Source organism: Halovulum marinum (genome assembly GCF_009697225.1).
Taxonomy (GTDB): Bacteria; Pseudomonadota; Alphaproteobacteria; order Rhodobacterales; family Rhodobacteraceae; genus Halovulum; species Halovulum marinum.
The window spans coordinates 1-14,670 of the sequence record NZ_WIND01000008.1; the positions used below are offsets into that span (position 1 = coordinate 1).

A 14,670-nucleotide genomic window follows, 5' to 3' on the forward strand; every position below is an offset into this window, starting at 1 on the left:
GACCGCTCATAGCTTCCCGCCCGCGTGTCCTTGCGCCCTTCGCTCCGCTCGTACCGGCCCGCGCCGCACAGCCGATCAGCTTCAGCGTCCAGCATCGCGTTCAGGGCCTCCTCGACCGTGCCGCGCACCATCTCTCCAAGGTGATCGCGGATCCGGGCCTCGTCGATCTGGATCACCTGTCCCATCGGCCTTGATGTCTCGTTCTCGTCCATTCTCAGCTCCTCTCAGCCAGTCTGAAAGGCGCCGCCCGCGTGGTCAAATGTGCGAAAGACTTTGTACGTTATCGGCGGAAGAAGTTCAGCGGCATGGAGGCGAGTGACGCCAAGCGGCTGCGGGCGCTCGAGGCGGAGAATGCGAAGCTCAAGCGCATCGTCGCGGACCAGATGCTCGACATGTCGGCGATGAAGGAGCTGCTGGAAAAGCGCTGGTAAGCCCGCGGCGAAGAGGCGCGCCGTGGGCTTTCTGATGAACGAGTTTGGCCTCAGCGAACGACGAGCCTGCCGGATCGTCGGCCTGGCGCGATCGGTGCAGCAGTACCGGCCGGTGCCGAAGGACGACGCGGCCATGGTCGAGCGCATGAAGACGCTGGCCGCGGAGAACCGTCGGTACGGTTATCTCCGCCTGCACGCGCTGCTGCGCCGCGAAGGGCTCGTGGTGAACCATAAGCGCACCTACCGGCTCTACACCGAGCAGGGCCTGCAGGTGCGGACGAAGAGGCGCCGCAAGCTGCCCAGGCGCGACCGCGTCGCCCCGCAGGTGCCGGAGCGGCCGATGCAGCGCTGGTCGCTGGACTTCATGAGCGATCAGCTCGCCGACCACCGGCGGTTCCGCGTGCTGAACGTCGTCGACGACCACAGCCGGCTCTGCCCCGGCCAGATCGTCGACGTGTCGATTTCCGGCGCGAGGGTGGCCCGCCACCTCGACGACCTTGCGCTGCGCTTCGGTCTTCCCGAGGAGATCGTCCTCGACAACGGCCCCGAGGGCACAAGCAAGGCGATGTTCGACTGGTCCGAGCGCACCGGCGTCCGCCTGCGTTTCATCGAGCCCGGCAAGCCGGTGCAGAACGCCTTCGTCGAGAGTTTCAACGGCAAGCTCCGGGACGAATGCCTCAACCTGCACTGGTTCCGGTCGCTGCCCCATGCCCGCGAGGAGATCGGCCGCTGGCGCCGCCACTACAACACCGAACGCCCGCATTCGGCGCTCGGCTACCTGTCACCAACGGAGTTCCTGACCACCACCGCCGCGCCAGCGCTTGAGACTCTTGCGGTCTCCGCGCTGCCGCTCGACACTCACACCCAGCCGGGAGATTCTGGATCAACGCGGCCCTGATCCAGGGGGAAGGTCAGTTCAACCCCATATCGGCGGCCACCATTCCCCGATCCTCTTCACCGAAATCAATCCGCCGGATTAATTTGGCATCAATGGGACGAAGCTCGGTAAGCAGCCTGCTCGGGCAAGTGCATGGCCGCGCCATCTGCACCGGCGCATCGGCGACCAACTCTTGCGGTTCTCGTGCTACAGCCACGGCCAGCCGGCTGTGCCGTGTGGCCTTGCGATAATGATCGTTCATGGTGGACCGCAGGATCGCGTACAACCAGGCATTCATCCGTTCGACGTCGCGGAGCTGATCCTTGCGCGTCAGCACACGGATGGAGAAGTCTTGCAGGACAAGCCCACAGAATACCTCATACCAGAGAAATTGGTCGCGCTGGTCGAGCAAGCCAAGCCATCCTTGGGTCTATTGCGCTTGTTTCACGCCTGCTATGCCTATGTCGATCGAAATCCCCTTCTTCCGGTCGGCTTAGTGGCAATGACCGGAAAGCCAGCTTGTAGAGCACGGTGTTCTGATCTCTCAGCCATTACAGGCTCGCCCGGCGCCAAAAGTAACGCTTGGATCAATGACGTGGTCGAAGACGACCAATGGAGGGCGCTTTTCGCGACGCTTGAAATTGACCCCAACGGCGTGGAGTTATCATTCAAGTTCACACCAAAGGTCGGCACCGCCTCTCATAGGGGATCTGATAAGATCGCTTTCGCCATGATCGACAGCGAAGAGATCAGAACCATCAGCTCCGAAAATGAAGCACTATTTTACATAAGGGCCGTTATGGTGGATCAAGCCGATCAGCCGGCTTTCGACATTCCTGGGATTTACCCTGACAGCACCCCTTGGACTGAAAACCGAAAGAAGGCATGGCTTCGGGTTGCGGCTCGGGTCAGCGAGAGGACAGGTCAGCATTACGTGATCATACCCCAGCACCATGCCTTAACGCGGAAGATTGTCCGGGTGCGCGTGAAAGTCGTCACCGGCCGGTCCCGATGGTCCCCAGGCTACCTTTTCCCCCGCCTGCCGTGCCCGCCTGTGGCCGTAGTCAAGAATGGCTCATATGTTTCATTGAGGAAGGCCGACCTACGGGAAAGGGCCGGGTGGACCAGGGTGGAAGGACCTTAGGGGAATACTTCGAACCGCATAGCGACAGATGGGAATATCATGTCGAGCGGCAGGGTCGCCAAAGATTGATGATTTGGGTTTTGCCGACGTGTCGGTCGATCCGATCTCCCTGTCGGGCCCGAGTTTGCCGCCGAACAGGCGGCTGAGAAAACATGAGGGACGAAGGCGCTTGTGTTCCTCATGCCGAGTCTTCGACACGCTGGCCGCCGAACAGGTGGAGGCACGATGGGAATTCAGCACTGGCGGCGCGCACGTGGAATCTCGAGCGCTGAACGAGCTGGATTCGGGCCGAATTGGGCTTCCCTCATACCAGGGGCGTGACGCTCTGACTATGAAAGCAGCCAACTCCGGCCAAGGTTTCGCAGGACATCGGACGCTCAGGCTGCGTCCCAATGGTCGTGGAGGTGCCGGCGGGAAGCGGAGGTTTGCTGCATAGCTGACATTTGCGGGAGGCGGAGCCCAAACCAGACATTGGAGATTTCACGGGCGGTAACGCTATGGCAGCGTTGAACAAATTTTTGATTGCGTCTACTTCTGGGTGAGCGTTGCGTTATTGGCATCTTGGGGAAGTGGATGGCTTGGTTTGATGGACTAACGCCGGGGACACCGGCACACAGTATTGCTTCGACCACGAACACGCGCGTTCGCGTAGTTGCTGGGCCGGGCACTGGCAAATCGTTTGCGATGAAACGCCGGGTCGCCCGCCTACTCGAAGCCGGTGTTGCGCCCGATCTCATTCTTCCAGTCACGTTCACCCGAGTTGCAGCGCAGGACCTTCATCGCGAGTTAGTCAACATGGGCGTCCCCGGATGCAATGCACTGCACGCACACACCCTTCATAGCCTCGCCCTTCGAATGCTCACGCGGAATCATGTTCTCGCGGCCACTGGGCGTATTCCGCGCCCGCTGAACGACTTCGAGACGGAAGCATTGGTTTGCGACCTCATGGCGGCGCACGGCGGCAAGAAGGCGGTAGACGGCCTGAAACAAGCCTACGAAGCGGCGTGGGCGCGCCTCAATCATCAGACGCCGGGATACGCCCCCTCCGCAGCGGAGGCCGCGTTCCAGCACGACCTGCTCGAATGGCTGCGTTTTCACGAGGCAATGTTGATCGGCGAAGTGATCCCGGAAATCTATCGTTACCTCTCGGCCAATCCTGCCGCGCCTGAACGCGCAGAGTTCACCCATATCTTGGTCGATGAGTATCAGGACCTGAACAGGGCGGAGCAAGCGATCATACAACTGCTTTCTGGGGTGGCGGAAGTTTGCATAGTCGGCGACGACGACCAGTCGATATATGGTTTCAAGCACGCCCACCCTGACGGCATTCGCGATTGGCTGCTGACCAACGCAGGCGCCGACGACTTGAGCCTTATAGACTGCCATCGCTGCCCGACGGGTGTTGTTGACATGGCGAACGCCCTCATAGCCCACAACGTCCACCGTCCAGTGCCCCGCGCGCTGATGCCTATCGCGGCGAAGGGACCGGGTGCCGTGAGTATTCTTCAATACCCGAATTTGAACCGTGAGGTCGCGGGCATCGTGGCAACGATCCAACAGATGATCGCCTCGGGCACCCCCGCGGGCGACATTTTGGTCCTCGCCCAAAGCCGCGCCGTCGGAACGCCAATCTACGAGGCGCTTCTGGCAGGTGGCGTCCCTGCCCGATCCGAATACACAGAATCTGAGCTCGAGCGTGAGGCGGCACAGTATTCATTCGCGCTATTGAAACTGTTCGCCAACCAAGACGACCGCGTCGCTCTGCGCTGGCTGGTGGGACGCAACGGGAACAATTTCCATGCTGCGGGCTACAAGCGCGTTCGCGACCATTGTGAAGCGACCGGATTGTCGCCGTGGCAGGCCCTCAGTCAGTTGAGCGCAGGCACGTTGAGCATACCACACACAGGACGCATTGTGGCTGATTTCAATGCGCTCGTGGCCGAACGGAATGCTCTGGACGCGTTGCCCGATCTCGCTGCGGTGGTCGACGCATTGTTTCCCGCTGGTCAGGCCGACACCCGCGAACTGCGCGACATCGCCATCGGATTGATCGCGGCTGATCCGACCATAGACGCACAGACTCTGGTCGGCGAACTGATCACCGCAATCACGCAGCCGGAAATACCGACGGACATCCAAGAAGTCCGCATAATGAGCCTGCACAAGAGCAAGGGACTGAGTTCGCCTGTAACTGTCATCGCGGGGTGCGTGAATGGCCTACTCCCGAGAGCACCAAAGAATCCGCTTACCCCGCTCGAAAGACAGCACCACGACGAAGAACAGCGCCGGTTATTTTTTGTCGGCATCACGCGAGTGAAAGCAGACCCCGCGAACGGGAAACCCGGCACGCTGATACTGACGTATTCTCAAGAAATGCCGCTGGCAGACGCGATGAGAGCGGGCATAACACCGGCTTACGTCAACTACGGAACAGCCATCCTGCAAGCGAGTCCGTTCATTGCCAACATGGCACCGTCGGCCCCTGCCGCTGTCGCCGTGCCGTAGACGAGGAGGCTGGCTCGGATCTCCTGGATAGCTTTTTATGCGCGCCGTGCGCGATCGCCAATGTCTGCGATGCGCAAGCCGCGGCGCAGCGCGGGGAAGAAGCGCGAACGTCGGCAATGGGCCGGAAGTGGATGCGAGTATTCGCCAGAGCCATGCCCCAGAAGAGTTGCGTGTCGGTTGCGGCAATGTATCTTGTGTGCCCATGGAACTTACATACCCTATCAATCTTGTTGGATTCGAGGATGGTGTCGAGCGTGGTGACGTTCTGACGCGTGATGGCGAATATCTTGGCATTTGGACGTTCATCAAGGACGATAACAACGAAACTGGTGTGTTTCACTTCGTCGCCGACGGCGAACATGAGCCGAAGTTCTCCGAATGTGTCCCAGTTCTGAGTAGTGGAATGCGGACCGGGATGGCCATGAGCGAGTTATGCCGCTCAATCCGAGACTGGCACGAAGTGTAGACCGGAGCGATCACTGGCCGCGACAGCGGTGATGCGAGTGCAGCGAAGATCTGGTTCTGAAGGAGCACTACGTCGTCTGAATTATTGGTCAAGAGGCAGCTTTGGGCCGGCAGCGTGAGACTGTGGGTATCTGGCGATGGCATTCGACAGCCAACACTCGGCGATAGGTTTTTGCAGGCTCCTGTGTCGCAGGACGATCTGATACCAGTCCTACCGACGTGCAGTAATGCATGAGCATCAACATCGCGCTCACCGGCGTTTTCTCGACAGATGAGACCGACGAATTACGACTTTACAAAGGGTTAGCTCGTGGGGTCTGTGGCCAGAACGCTCCTCCGCTACCACACATCTCCTTCAGAACATGTCGAGCCTGCGACGGGACAGGCTTGCGTGGCGCAACGCCTTCGATTGGCAGGAGTGGCGCTTCATCGATGTTGGGGCGGTCACGCTCTGCGCCGCCCGGAGTCGCGCAGTCTCAGGCGCCTTTACAAAGCCGATCGGAACCTGCGGACCGTCTGTCCCGGCCTCTCGGACCGAACACCGCACCGTCCCACGATGAAACCTGTCGAAGCCGAGCGCCTCCGTCGCGAACGGCCGGTATTGCACGCGGCAGGCGCGTCCACGTACATCAAGAGATCCCGAAGCGCCCTGTCCCTCATTCCTCCAGCCAGCGGCGCAGCGCGGCGTTCGTGCGGGCGGGTTGCTCCAGCACCGGCAGATGTCCGGCACCGTCGATGATTTCCAGCCGCGATCCGGGCACCAGCCCGTGCATCAGCTCGTGCCGCTCGATCGGGCAGAGCCGGTCCTCGCGTCCGCACAGCACGAGCGTCGGCACCGTCACGCCGCGCAACACCTGCTGCCGGTCGGTGCGGTCGCGCAGGGCAAGCGACTGCCGGACGAAGACCTCCGGGCCGAGATCCATCGCCATGTCCATGCAGAGATCCAGGATCGCACCCTTGCCGGGGCCGTCGACCAGGTAGTTCGGCTTCATCTCGTCGCGCATCACCGCGCGCAGGGCGCCCTGCCTGGCCTGCTCGATCTGCGGGCCGCGACGGGCGCGCACCTCGGGCAGTTCCGCGCGCGGGTTGGTGTCGAGCAGCGCCAGCCGCTCGACCCGCCCGGGGGCCTGCGCCAGCACCTCCATCGCCACGACCCCGCCCATCGACAGCCCCGCCAGCGCGAAGCGCGGCGGCGCGTGAGCCAGCACCTCGTCGGCCAGTGATGCCATCGTGGCGTGAGCCGAGATCGGCGCCAGATGCACCGCGCGGCCCGCCCCGAACGCCGCGATCTGCGGCCCCCAGAGACGCCCGTCGCACATCATGCCGGGCAGCAGGACAAGCGGCGTCACCGGACCAGCGCCGCCCCCTCGGCCAGCGCCTTCAGCTTGGCATAGGCGATGTCCGGATCGACCGCGCCGAAGCCCGCGAAGGTGCCGAAGCCGCAGTCCGAGCCGGCAATCACCCGTTCGGCCCCGACGATATCGACGAAGCGCGCGATCCGCTGGGCGACCAGCTCGGGATGTTCGACGAAATTGGTGGTCGTGTCGACCACGCCCGGCACCAGCACCTTGTCCTCGGGGATGCCGGCCTTGCGGTCGCGGAACACGGTCCATTCATGCCCGTGGCGCGGGTTCGAGGTTTCGAACAGCAGGTACCGCGCCTTGGCGGCCATCAGCGTGTCGAACATCTTCGCCATCGGGATGTCGCACACATGCGGGCCTTCGTAGTTGCCCCAGCAGATGTGGACGCGCACCCTGTCGGCGGGAATGTCGGACAGCGCGTGGTTCAGCGCCTCGACATGCGAGTCCGCAACCCTCACGAACTCCTCGTCGCTGAGATCGGTAAACAGCATGTGCCGGGACAGCGCCAGGTCGGGGCAGTCCAGCTGCAGGTCCAGCCCCGCGGCGACGATGGTCTCATATTCCGCCTTCATCGCGTCGGCCAGCGCCGCCAGATAGGCCTCGCGGGTCTTGTAATAGCCGTTCTGCAGGAACAGCGAGATCACGCCGGGACTGGCCGCGTTCATGAAGCCGCGTTGCGCGCCATGCTGTGCCATCGCCGCCTTGAGGTTGGCGATGTCCTTCTCCAGCTCGCCCTGCCCCTTTGACTTCACCTCGCCCACGCACATCGGCCGGGCGTATTTCGGCGTGCCGCCGTCATTGGCCAGCCGTTCGAGGAATTTCGGGAACAGCTTCAGGTCTGCAGGCGCGTTCCTGGGGCTGTCCCCGTCGAAGCCGGTGTAGCGGTCCTTGACGTAGGTCGCATAGCTGATCTTCGAGGTCTCGCCGTCCGAGACGATGTCGATCCCCGCCTCCACCTGCTTTCGCACGGTGTCGGAAACGGCCCTCGTCATGCAGGCGTCAAAGGCGGCGGGGTCGAAATCCTCGCCCCGCTCGCGGGCGAAGATGAAGTCCACAACCTGCTGCGTCCGAGGCAGGCTGCCGACATGGGTGGTGAGGATCGACATGTCTTTTCTCCTTGCCGGCGTTCAGCCCTTCCAGGTCTGCCCGGCGGGATCATCCGTGCCGACAACCCGGTAGAGCGCCGCCTCGCCGCTCATCGAGGGCGTCGCGGTGTAGGCCAGGGCCTCGGGCACGCTCATCGTGTCGCCCGGCGCCAGCGTCGCCGCGCCGCCGTCCCACCCGATCCGCCAGTGGCCGCGCACCGGCATCAGCACGGCGGGGCGGTCGTGGCTTGCCGCTTCGGTCCGGGCCGAGGGGCGGGTCAGGAAATCGACATCGAAGCCCGGCTTGTCGCGGATGATCGCTGTCTCGCCGATGACCCTGGCCGGCGCCTTGTCCGAGATCGCCACCAAGTCCCAGTAGCGCCGGACATAGCCGCCGACGACCTGCATCGTGGTCGGCTCGGGGAAGGTCTTCAGCTCCGCCTCGCTCAGCACCGGCATCGGCCTTTCGCCTTCGGGCAGCGACCGGCCGGCTTTGGTGTCGTAGAGCTTGCCCTTCTCGGAAAGGACCAGCCCGTGGTCGGCCGCGTCCTCGATCACCTGCGGGGCCCAGATCACGCCGCCGCCGGCATCGTCGCCGCCCAGGATCGCCATGATCATCCCGTAGTCGTCGCCGATGTTCTCGAAGCCCCGGAAGATGCCCGTGGGAATGTCGAAGATGTCGCCCTGTTCCAGCACCACCTCGCCGGCGTCGCCCCGGCGGCCCCAGAAGAATCGCCAGCGGCCCTTGAGCACGAAGAAGACTTCCGCCGTGCGGTGGCTGTGCAGCGAGTTGCGGCATTTCGGCGGCTGCCCCGCTGCGCCGATGTTGAAGCCGTGCGGGATGGTGATGTGCACGTGCTGGTCGGCACTTTCGCTGACGCCGCCGCCGATGATGGTGAAATTCTCCTTCTGGTCCGAGCCCGGCGTGTGGGCGTCGATGAAGGCGGTGCGGCAGGGCCGCAGGTCGCCGTAGCGGACGATGCGGGCTTCCATGTCTTGCGGTGTCATTCGTTTCTCCGTTTCGTCCGGCACCCGGGCCGGACACTGCTTGCGCGGCTCACAGCGCGCCGGTGGCCAGCAGGATCTGCTTCCAGACCGCGGTCTCGTCGAGGATCGCGTATTCGCGGCGCAGGCCCCGGGGGCCGAATTCGGCATGGCTCAGACCCAGCACGTAGACCTCGGCGCCGGTCGGCGTGCCGAAGGCGCCCCAGCCGGAATGCTTGCCGTGCAGGCTCCAGCGGATCGCGGCGCGGGGCGGCATCATCGGGTCGTCGCGGCCGATGACGTGATGAATGGCAAAGGCGGCATCGGGAAAGGCCGCGCGCAGGCTGATCCAGAACCGGTCCGCCTCCTCGCGCCCGTGGCCGGTCACGCCGCCGGGGTATTCCAGCTGGCAGGCGCGGTCGTATTCCGTGCCGATCACGGTGAAATCCGCGCCCATGATCCGGGTCAGGATGTCGGCGTACTTCGCGCCCCACGCATTGTCGTTGCCGCGCCCCTTGTAGGGCCCCTCGATGTCGGTGGCGGGGGTCAGCGGCTTCGTGCAGGCCTCGGGCCCACCCTCGCGCGCGATCTGGTCGCGGGCGAATTCGACCGGGTCCCAACCCATCTGGCGCACGATCGCGCCCTGGTCACGGATCAGCCATTCGTCGTTGATCTGGTTGTCGATGGCATGGCAGTCGGCGATGATCCGGTAGGTCAGCCGCTTTCCGGTCGCCTTGCCGTACACCCCGTCGCCCGCATGGGTCGCCTGCGACAGGATCCGGTGCGAGGACAGCAATCCTTCCTCGGGCGTGCCGGACCAGATCACGTCCTCGGCCAGCAAGGTGCGGTCGGGAAACTCGGCCAGCGTCGCCATGGTCGCGCCGATCACGCCCTGGTTGCCCTCAACCACCGACGACGGCGAGCGCACCACGATATCCGGCGCGTAGTACCGGTGAAGCGTGGCGATGCCGCGATCCTCCCAGATCTCCCTGGTGATCCCGGTGATGTAGTCCGGGAAGTCCTTGAACCTGGAATCGAAACCTTTCACGGGGTCCATCCTTCGGGTTTTCGGGCCGAGCTGCGCTGGATCAGCGGGCCGGGAATGCGGATCTTGTGGGGTTCGTCGTCGTCGCCCTCGATGAACGCGGCGAGCGCATCGACGGTGGCCTCGACCATGCGGTTCACCGGCTGGCGCACGGTGGTCAGATCGTAAGCCAGCCAGCTGGCGATCGGCACGTCGTCATAGCCGACAACCGAGACGTCGCCCGGGACCGACAGCCCCAGTTCGTGCCGCAGCACGTCCATCACGGCGAAGGCCATGTGATCGTTGCCGACGAACACCGCGTCGGGCCTGCCGGGGGCGGAGAACAGGTCCCGCGCCACGGCAACGGCGGTATCGCGGTTGTACATGCCGTCAACCACGGCAGCCGGCTTCATGCCATGCGCCGCCAGCCCGGCGATGAAACCGCGGGCGCGGTCGCGCCCGGTCGAGGCGCCCTGCCAGCCGGCGACATGTGCGATGCGCGAATGCCCCCCCGCGACGAGATACTCGGCCACCTGCCGCCCGCCGCCGTAATTGTCCGAGGTCACCTCGGACAGGCGCGGATCGTCCTGACCGCGGTTGAACATCACCACCGGGATTCCGGCGGCATCGCAGCGCGCGGTCAGATCATAGGACATGGCGACCGAGGCGGTCACGATCCCCTCGACCTGGTAGTCCAGCAGCTCCTGCACCACCTGCGCGACGTTGGCGGTGTCGTTCCCGGCCATGAAGACCAGGATGTGATAACCCCTGGCCTGCAGCGCCCGGCTCAGCCTTTCGACAGCCTCGGGGTAGAACTGGTTGTCGAGATAGGCGACCACCAGCCCGATCATTCGCGTGCGCCCGGTGATCAACCCGCGCGCCAGCGCGTTCGGGCGATAGCCCAACTGCTCGGCCGCGGCGCGCACCTTCGCGACGGTCTTCTTCGACGCGCTGGCGCCGGGAGTGAACACCCGGCTGACCGCCGACTGGCTGACGCCGGCAAGCCGGGCGACGTCGTTGGATGTGACCTTCTCGCTCATCAGTCCGCCGTCCAGCCGCCGTCGACCAGCAGCGAAGTGCCCGTCACCAGCGACGAGGCGTCCGAGGCCAGGTAGACCACCGCGCCCATGATGTCCTCGACCTCGCCGACGCGGCCCAGCTTGATCTTCTCCTCGATCCAGCGCACCCGCTCGGGATTGGCGAAGGTGGCCTCGGTCAGCGGCGTGCGGACGAAGGTCGGGCAGATCGTGTTGACGCGGATGCGCTTCGGCCCCCATTCGATGGCCATCGACTTGGTGAAGCCTTCGACCGCGTGCTTGGTCGCGCAATAGACCGCCCGGTCGATGCCGCCGACATGGGCCATCTGGCTGGAAATGTTGATCAGGCTGCCGGGTTTCCCCGCCTGCGCCAGCCCGCGCGCTACCGCGCGGGTGAGGAAAAAGGCGCCCTTCAGGTTCAGGTCCGAGACCGCGTCGAAGTCCGTCTCGGTCGTCTCCAGCGCCGGGGAATGCCGCGCCAGCCCGGCCGAGTTCACCAGCACGTCGAACGGCCCTTCCGCCGACACCGACGCCTCGACCGAGGCGACGTCGGCCACGTCCAGCGGCAGGACATGCGCGGTCAGACCCTCGGCGGCGAACTCCTCGGCCAGCGCGTCAAGCTTGTCGCGGCTGCGCGCCGCCAGCCAGACCTCGGCTCCGGCCTGCCCCAGTGCGGCGGCACAGGCGCGACCGATACCGGACGACGCCCCCGCGACAAGCGCGCGGCGGCCATCCAGACGGAACGAAGGTGCGCGCGGCAGGCTCATGCTACGGCCCTTCCGGTTTCGGGGTCATACCCCAGGCGGGCCTTGTTGAACTCGCGCATCCGCGCAAGCACGTCGACGCCGATCTGCGCGTACATGTCCAGCAGGTCGACCATGACCCAGTTCTCGCGGATCCGGCCGCCTTCCAGCCGCCAGAAATCGAGGCTGCGCATGGTGATCCGCCTGTTCACCGGCGGGATGCCCAGCCAGCCATCGTCGGTGATGGTCTGGATCATGTCCGGCCAGCCGGTGACGGCGGCGTAGTTGCGGTCGCCGAAAAAATGGTACTCGATCTGATCGACATACGCGCCGCGATCCGGCATCCCCTTCAGGAAGGGGATCTGGTGCCAGTTCCGGAAGCCCCGGATGCCGCGACCGGTGCCGATGCCCGACGGGCCGTACCACGTCATCCGTTCGTGCCAGAAACGCGGCATCTCCATGACCTCGGGGCCGCCCCGGGCGGGGTGCCGTTTCATGTGTTCCAGCATGTCGATGATGTGGCGGCAGCTCGCCATGCCTTCGGCCTCGTCCCACGGCCCCGGCACCAGGCCGTCCTGCGTTGCCGGGCCGGGCACATGCCATTCGCGGCCAAGGCTGGGCTGCATCGGCCAGGCGCCGGCCTGCATCATCACCTCGGGCAGGTCCCACAGCGCCTGGAACGCCACCACGCGCCCGTCCTCGAACCGGAAGAACTCGTGAAAGCGCAGGTGAACCATGTGCCCGGTCGGCGGAATGTCCATCCACGGTGCGCGGAACGTGCCGGTATAGTAGCCACCGCAGCCGACCCAGTCCGCGCCCTCGGGTGTCGGGCCGGCCATGACGATGGTGTCCCGTCGCTCCAGATCCGGGATCGCGGCCAGCAGCGGCGCGTAGGCGCGGTCATAGAACGCCTCGGGCCCGTGCATCTCGCCGAAGGGATGCGCCAGCCGCGCCACGGCATCGGGGGCGAACACCGCCCGCATCGCGGCGCGGACGGTGCCTTCCTCGAAGTCGTACATCGCCCGGCGCAGCGGCGCGATCAGCGCCTTGTACCGGCTATGCCTGTCGGTGGTCATTCCGCCGCGGCCCCGTAGGCGATGTTCTTGCCGCCATAGCGGCGGACACGCAGGTTGCACTGTTCGGCATGTCCGACGAAGCCTTCCAGCATGCACAGACGCGAGCCGTATTCGCCGATCAGAGTCGCGGCCTCGTCCGTCGTCACCCTTTGGTAACTGTGGGTCTTCAGGAACTTGCCGACCCACAGACCGCCGGTATAGCGCCCGGCCTTTCTGGTCGGCAGCGTGTGGTTGGTGCCGATCACCTTGTCGCCGTTGGCCACGTTGGTCCGCGGCCCCAGGAACAGCGCGCCATAGCTGTGCATGTTCTGAAGGTACCAGTCGTCGCGGTCGGTCATCACCTGCACATGCTCGCTGGCGATGTCGTTCGCGACTTCCAGCATCTCGTCATGGCTGGCGCAGAGGATCACCTCGCCAAAGTCGTTCCAGCTGGTGCGCGCGGTTTCGGCGGTCGGCAGAATCTGAAGGATCCGGTCGATTTCGGACAGCGTCTCCTCGGCCAGCTTGCGCGAGTTCGTCACCAGAACCGCGGGCGAGTCGTAGCCATGCTCGGCCTGCCCCAGCAGGTCGGTGGCGCACATCTCGGCATCGACGGTCTCGTCGGCGATCACCATGGTCTCGGTCGGCCCGGCGAACAGGTCGATGCCGACGCGGCCGAAAAGCTGCCGCTTGGCCTCGGCCACGAAGGCGTTGCCGGGGCCGACCAGCATGTGCACCGGCTCGATGGTCGCGGTGCCGATGGCCATCGCGCCGACGGCCTGGATGCCGCCCAGGACATAGATCTCGTGCGCGCCGCCCAGGTGCATGGCGGCGATCACGCCCGGGTTCGGCTTGCCCCCGAAGGGCGGCGTGCAGGCGATGATGCGCGGCACGCCGGCGACCTTGGCGGTCGCGACCGACATGTGCGCGCTGGCGACCATCGGGAACTTGCCGCCGGGCACATAGCACCCCACAGACTGCACCGGGATGTTCCTGTGGCCGAGGATCACGCCCGGCAACGTCTCGACCTCGATATCCAGCATCGAACCCCGCTGCGCCTGGGCGAACTTGGTCACCTGCTCCTGCGCGAACCTGATGTCGGCCAGTTCCCGCTCGGAAAGCTGGCCGATCAGGGCGTCGATCTCGCCCCGGGTCAGGCGGAAACTGGCGGGGGTGTACTTGTCGAACGTTTCGCTCAGCTCGCGCACGGCGGCGTCGCCGCGCGCCTCGATGTCTGCCAGCGTGGTCTCGACCACGGCCCGGACCCTGGCGTCATCCTCGGCCCGGTCGGCCTCGGGTTTGCCGCGTTTCAAATGCTCGATCGTCATGTTCCGGATTCCTCTTCAGACCGCGCCGATTTCGGGACGCGGAGGTTCTTTCTCGCCGCGATCGAAGGCCTCCCAGCCCTCGCCGTTGAAGACATCGACGCCCAGCTGGGCCAGCACATGGGGGAAGTCGACCATCACCCAGTTGTCGGTGATGCGGCCATCCTCGACCTTCCAGAAATCCATGTAGCGGATCTCGACCCGCCTGCCGGTCGGCGCGACACCCATGAACTCGCCCGCGTGGGTGGCTTCCTGGCGACCGAAGGCGGCGGCCCATTCGCCCATGAACAGCCGTGCTTCGTCGATGCAGGTCTTGTCCCTGAAAGCGGCCTGGAACGGGCGCTGCCAGTTATCCTGAAACTCGCGCAGGCCATTCTTGGTGCCGCAGCCCCGGTTGCCCATCCAGCGGAAGCTTGCCGCGAAGAACTGGCCGATGTCGTCGATGCGGTGGTCGTTCAGACCGTCCACCATGCCCTCGATCACGGCGCGGGTTTCCCCGGTCTTGCTCATGTCGGTGCCACGGCTCAGCGCGGCCTGTTCGGGTCTGGAGCCCTTCATCGTCCTGTCCTTTCACCTGAATGCCGTCGGAAACGGACAGGCCGCAGGATGAAGTCGCGGGGCAGCCGGTTCAGCG

At 64.9% G+C, this 14,670-nt stretch carries 16 protein-coding genes; 4 read left to right on the forward strand and 12 right to left on the reverse strand.

Annotated features, from left to right (window positions below):
• Nucleotides 1-185 (reverse strand): transposase (locus GE300_RS11470; RefSeq protein ID WP_456064537.1); only part of this gene is annotated, 185 nt, incomplete at its 3' end.
• 120 nt (nt 186-305) lie between these two features.
• Here GE300_RS11470 and GE300_RS23555 point away from each other — a divergent pair.
• The gene (locus tag GE300_RS23555) at nt 306-431 is read left to right on the forward strand and encodes a hypothetical protein (RefSeq protein WP_267905439.1); all 126 of its coding nucleotides are present in this window, start codon (nt 306-308) and stop codon (nt 429-431) included.
• Between the two features lie 22 nt (nt 432-453).
• Nucleotides 454-1,329 (forward strand): IS3 family transposase, encoded by an 876-nt coding sequence (locus GE300_RS11475; RefSeq protein WP_154446716.1) that lies wholly within the window; start codon nt 454-456, stop codon nt 1,327-1,329.
• A 13-nt stretch (nt 1,330-1,342) separates the two neighbouring features.
• On the opposite strand, the gene GE300_RS11480 is transcribed toward GE300_RS11475, so the two are convergent.
• A complete protein-coding gene (locus GE300_RS11480) occupies nt 1,343-1,720 on the reverse strand; it encodes a hypothetical protein (protein ID WP_233416954.1) in 378 nt (125 codons plus the stop codon).
• A 183-nt stretch (nt 1,721-1,903) separates the two neighbouring features.
• Here GE300_RS11480 and GE300_RS11485 point away from each other — a divergent pair, with 183 nt between their 5' ends.
• Nucleotides 1,904-2,452, forward strand: coding sequence for a hypothetical protein (locus tag GE300_RS11485; RefSeq protein ID WP_154446717.1), 549 nt, complete (start codon nt 1,904-1,906; stop codon nt 2,450-2,452).
• Between the two features lie 573 nt (nt 2,453-3,025).
• Nucleotides 3,026-4,957, forward strand: a complete 1,932-nt coding sequence (locus GE300_RS11490; protein WP_154446718.1) for an ATP-dependent helicase — start codon at nt 3,026-3,028, stop codon at nt 4,955-4,957.
• Here the strand turns inward: GE300_RS11490 and GE300_RS11495 are convergent.
• From GE300_RS11495 to GE300_RS11540, 10 genes are all read right to left on the reverse strand, one after another.
• Nucleotides 4,908-5,318: a hypothetical protein gene (locus GE300_RS11495; RefSeq protein WP_154446719.1), complete on the reverse strand. Its 411-nt coding sequence runs from the start codon at nt 5,316-5,318 to the stop codon at nt 4,908-4,910. The two genes, GE300_RS11490 and GE300_RS11495, sit on opposite strands and share 50 nt — an antisense overlap.
• Before the next feature lie 760 nt (nt 5,319-6,078).
• Nucleotides 6,079-6,771 (reverse strand): alpha/beta fold hydrolase, encoded by a 693-nt coding sequence (locus GE300_RS11500; RefSeq protein WP_325063206.1) that lies wholly within the window; start codon nt 6,769-6,771, stop codon nt 6,079-6,081.
• Complete coding sequence (locus GE300_RS11505) at nt 6,768-7,889, reverse strand: cobalamin-independent methionine synthase II family protein (RefSeq protein ID WP_154446720.1); 1,122 nt, start codon at nt 7,887-7,889, stop codon at nt 6,768-6,770. Before GE300_RS11505 ends, GE300_RS11500 begins: the two co-directional genes overlap by 4 nt.
• 21 nt (nt 7,890-7,910) lie before the next feature.
• A complete protein-coding gene (locus GE300_RS11510; RefSeq protein ID WP_154446721.1) occupies nt 7,911-8,876 on the reverse strand; it encodes a cupin domain-containing protein in 966 nt (321 codons plus the stop codon).
• 49 nt (nt 8,877-8,925) lie between these two features.
• Nucleotides 8,926-9,900, reverse strand: coding sequence for a nuclear transport factor 2 family protein (locus GE300_RS11515; protein WP_325063207.1), 975 nt, complete (start codon nt 9,898-9,900; stop codon nt 8,926-8,928).
• The gene (locus tag GE300_RS11520; RefSeq protein WP_154446860.1) at nt 9,897-10,919 is read right to left on the reverse strand and encodes a LacI family DNA-binding transcriptional regulator; all 1,023 of its coding nucleotides are present in this window, start codon (nt 10,917-10,919) and stop codon (nt 9,897-9,899) included. Before GE300_RS11520 ends, GE300_RS11515 begins: the two co-directional genes overlap by 4 nt.
• Nucleotides 10,916-11,680 (reverse strand): SDR family NAD(P)-dependent oxidoreductase, encoded by a 765-nt coding sequence (locus tag GE300_RS11525; protein WP_154446723.1) that lies wholly within the window; start codon nt 11,678-11,680, stop codon nt 10,916-10,918. The genes GE300_RS11520 and GE300_RS11525 overlap by 4 nt, the downstream gene beginning before the upstream one ends.
• A complete protein-coding gene (locus GE300_RS11530) occupies nt 11,677-12,732 on the reverse strand; it encodes a nuclear transport factor 2 family protein (RefSeq protein ID WP_233416955.1) in 1,056 nt (351 codons plus the stop codon). The genes GE300_RS11525 and GE300_RS11530 overlap by 4 nt, the downstream gene beginning before the upstream one ends.
• Nucleotides 12,729-14,039 carry a histidinol dehydrogenase gene (gene hisD / locus GE300_RS11535; RefSeq protein ID WP_154446724.1) on the reverse strand — a complete coding sequence of 437 codons (1,311 nt, stop codon included), beginning with the start codon at nt 14,037-14,039 and terminating at the stop codon, nt 12,729-12,731. The genes GE300_RS11530 and hisD overlap by 4 nt, the downstream gene beginning before the upstream one ends.
• A gap of 15 nt (nt 14,040-14,054) precedes the next feature.
• The gene (locus GE300_RS11540; RefSeq protein WP_154446725.1) at nt 14,055-14,594 is read right to left on the reverse strand and encodes an ester cyclase; all 540 of its coding nucleotides are present in this window, start codon (nt 14,592-14,594) and stop codon (nt 14,055-14,057) included.
• Between the last annotated feature and the right edge of the window lie 76 nt (nt 14,595-14,670).

What these genes read in the sequence shown, in the direction of transcription:
- GE300_RS11525 (WP_154446723.1), bottom strand. Translation starts at nt 11,680, where the DNA reads ATGAGCCTGCCGCGCGCACCTTCGTTCCGTCTGGATGGCCGCCGCGCG.
- GE300_RS11530 (WP_233416955.1), bottom strand. Translation starts at nt 12,732, where the DNA reads ATGACCACCGACAGGCATAGCCGGTACAAGGCGCTGATCGCGCCGCTG.
- GE300_RS11505 (WP_154446720.1), bottom strand. Translation starts at nt 7,889, where the DNA reads ATGTCGATCCTCACCACCCATGTCGGCAGCCTGCCTCGGACGCAGCAG.
- hisD (WP_154446724.1), bottom strand. Translation starts at nt 14,039, where the DNA reads ATGACGATCGAGCATTTGAAACGCGGCAAACCCGAGGCCGACCGGGCC.
- GE300_RS11490 (WP_154446718.1), top strand. Translation starts at nt 3,026, where the DNA reads ATGGCTTGGTTTGATGGACTAACGCCGGGGACACCGGCACACAGTATT.
- GE300_RS23555 (WP_267905439.1), top strand. Translation starts at nt 306, where the DNA reads ATGGAGGCGAGTGACGCCAAGCGGCTGCGGGCGCTCGAGGCGGAGAAT.
- GE300_RS11540 (WP_154446725.1), bottom strand. Translation starts at nt 14,594, where the DNA reads ATGAAGGGCTCCAGACCCGAACAGGCCGCGCTGAGCCGTGGCACCGAC.
- GE300_RS11495 (WP_154446719.1), bottom strand. Translation starts at nt 5,318, where the DNA reads ATGTTCGCCGTCGGCGACGAAGTGAAACACACCAGTTTCGTTGTTATC.
- GE300_RS11510 (WP_154446721.1), bottom strand. Translation starts at nt 8,876, where the DNA reads ATGACACCGCAAGACATGGAAGCCCGCATCGTCCGCTACGGCGACCTG.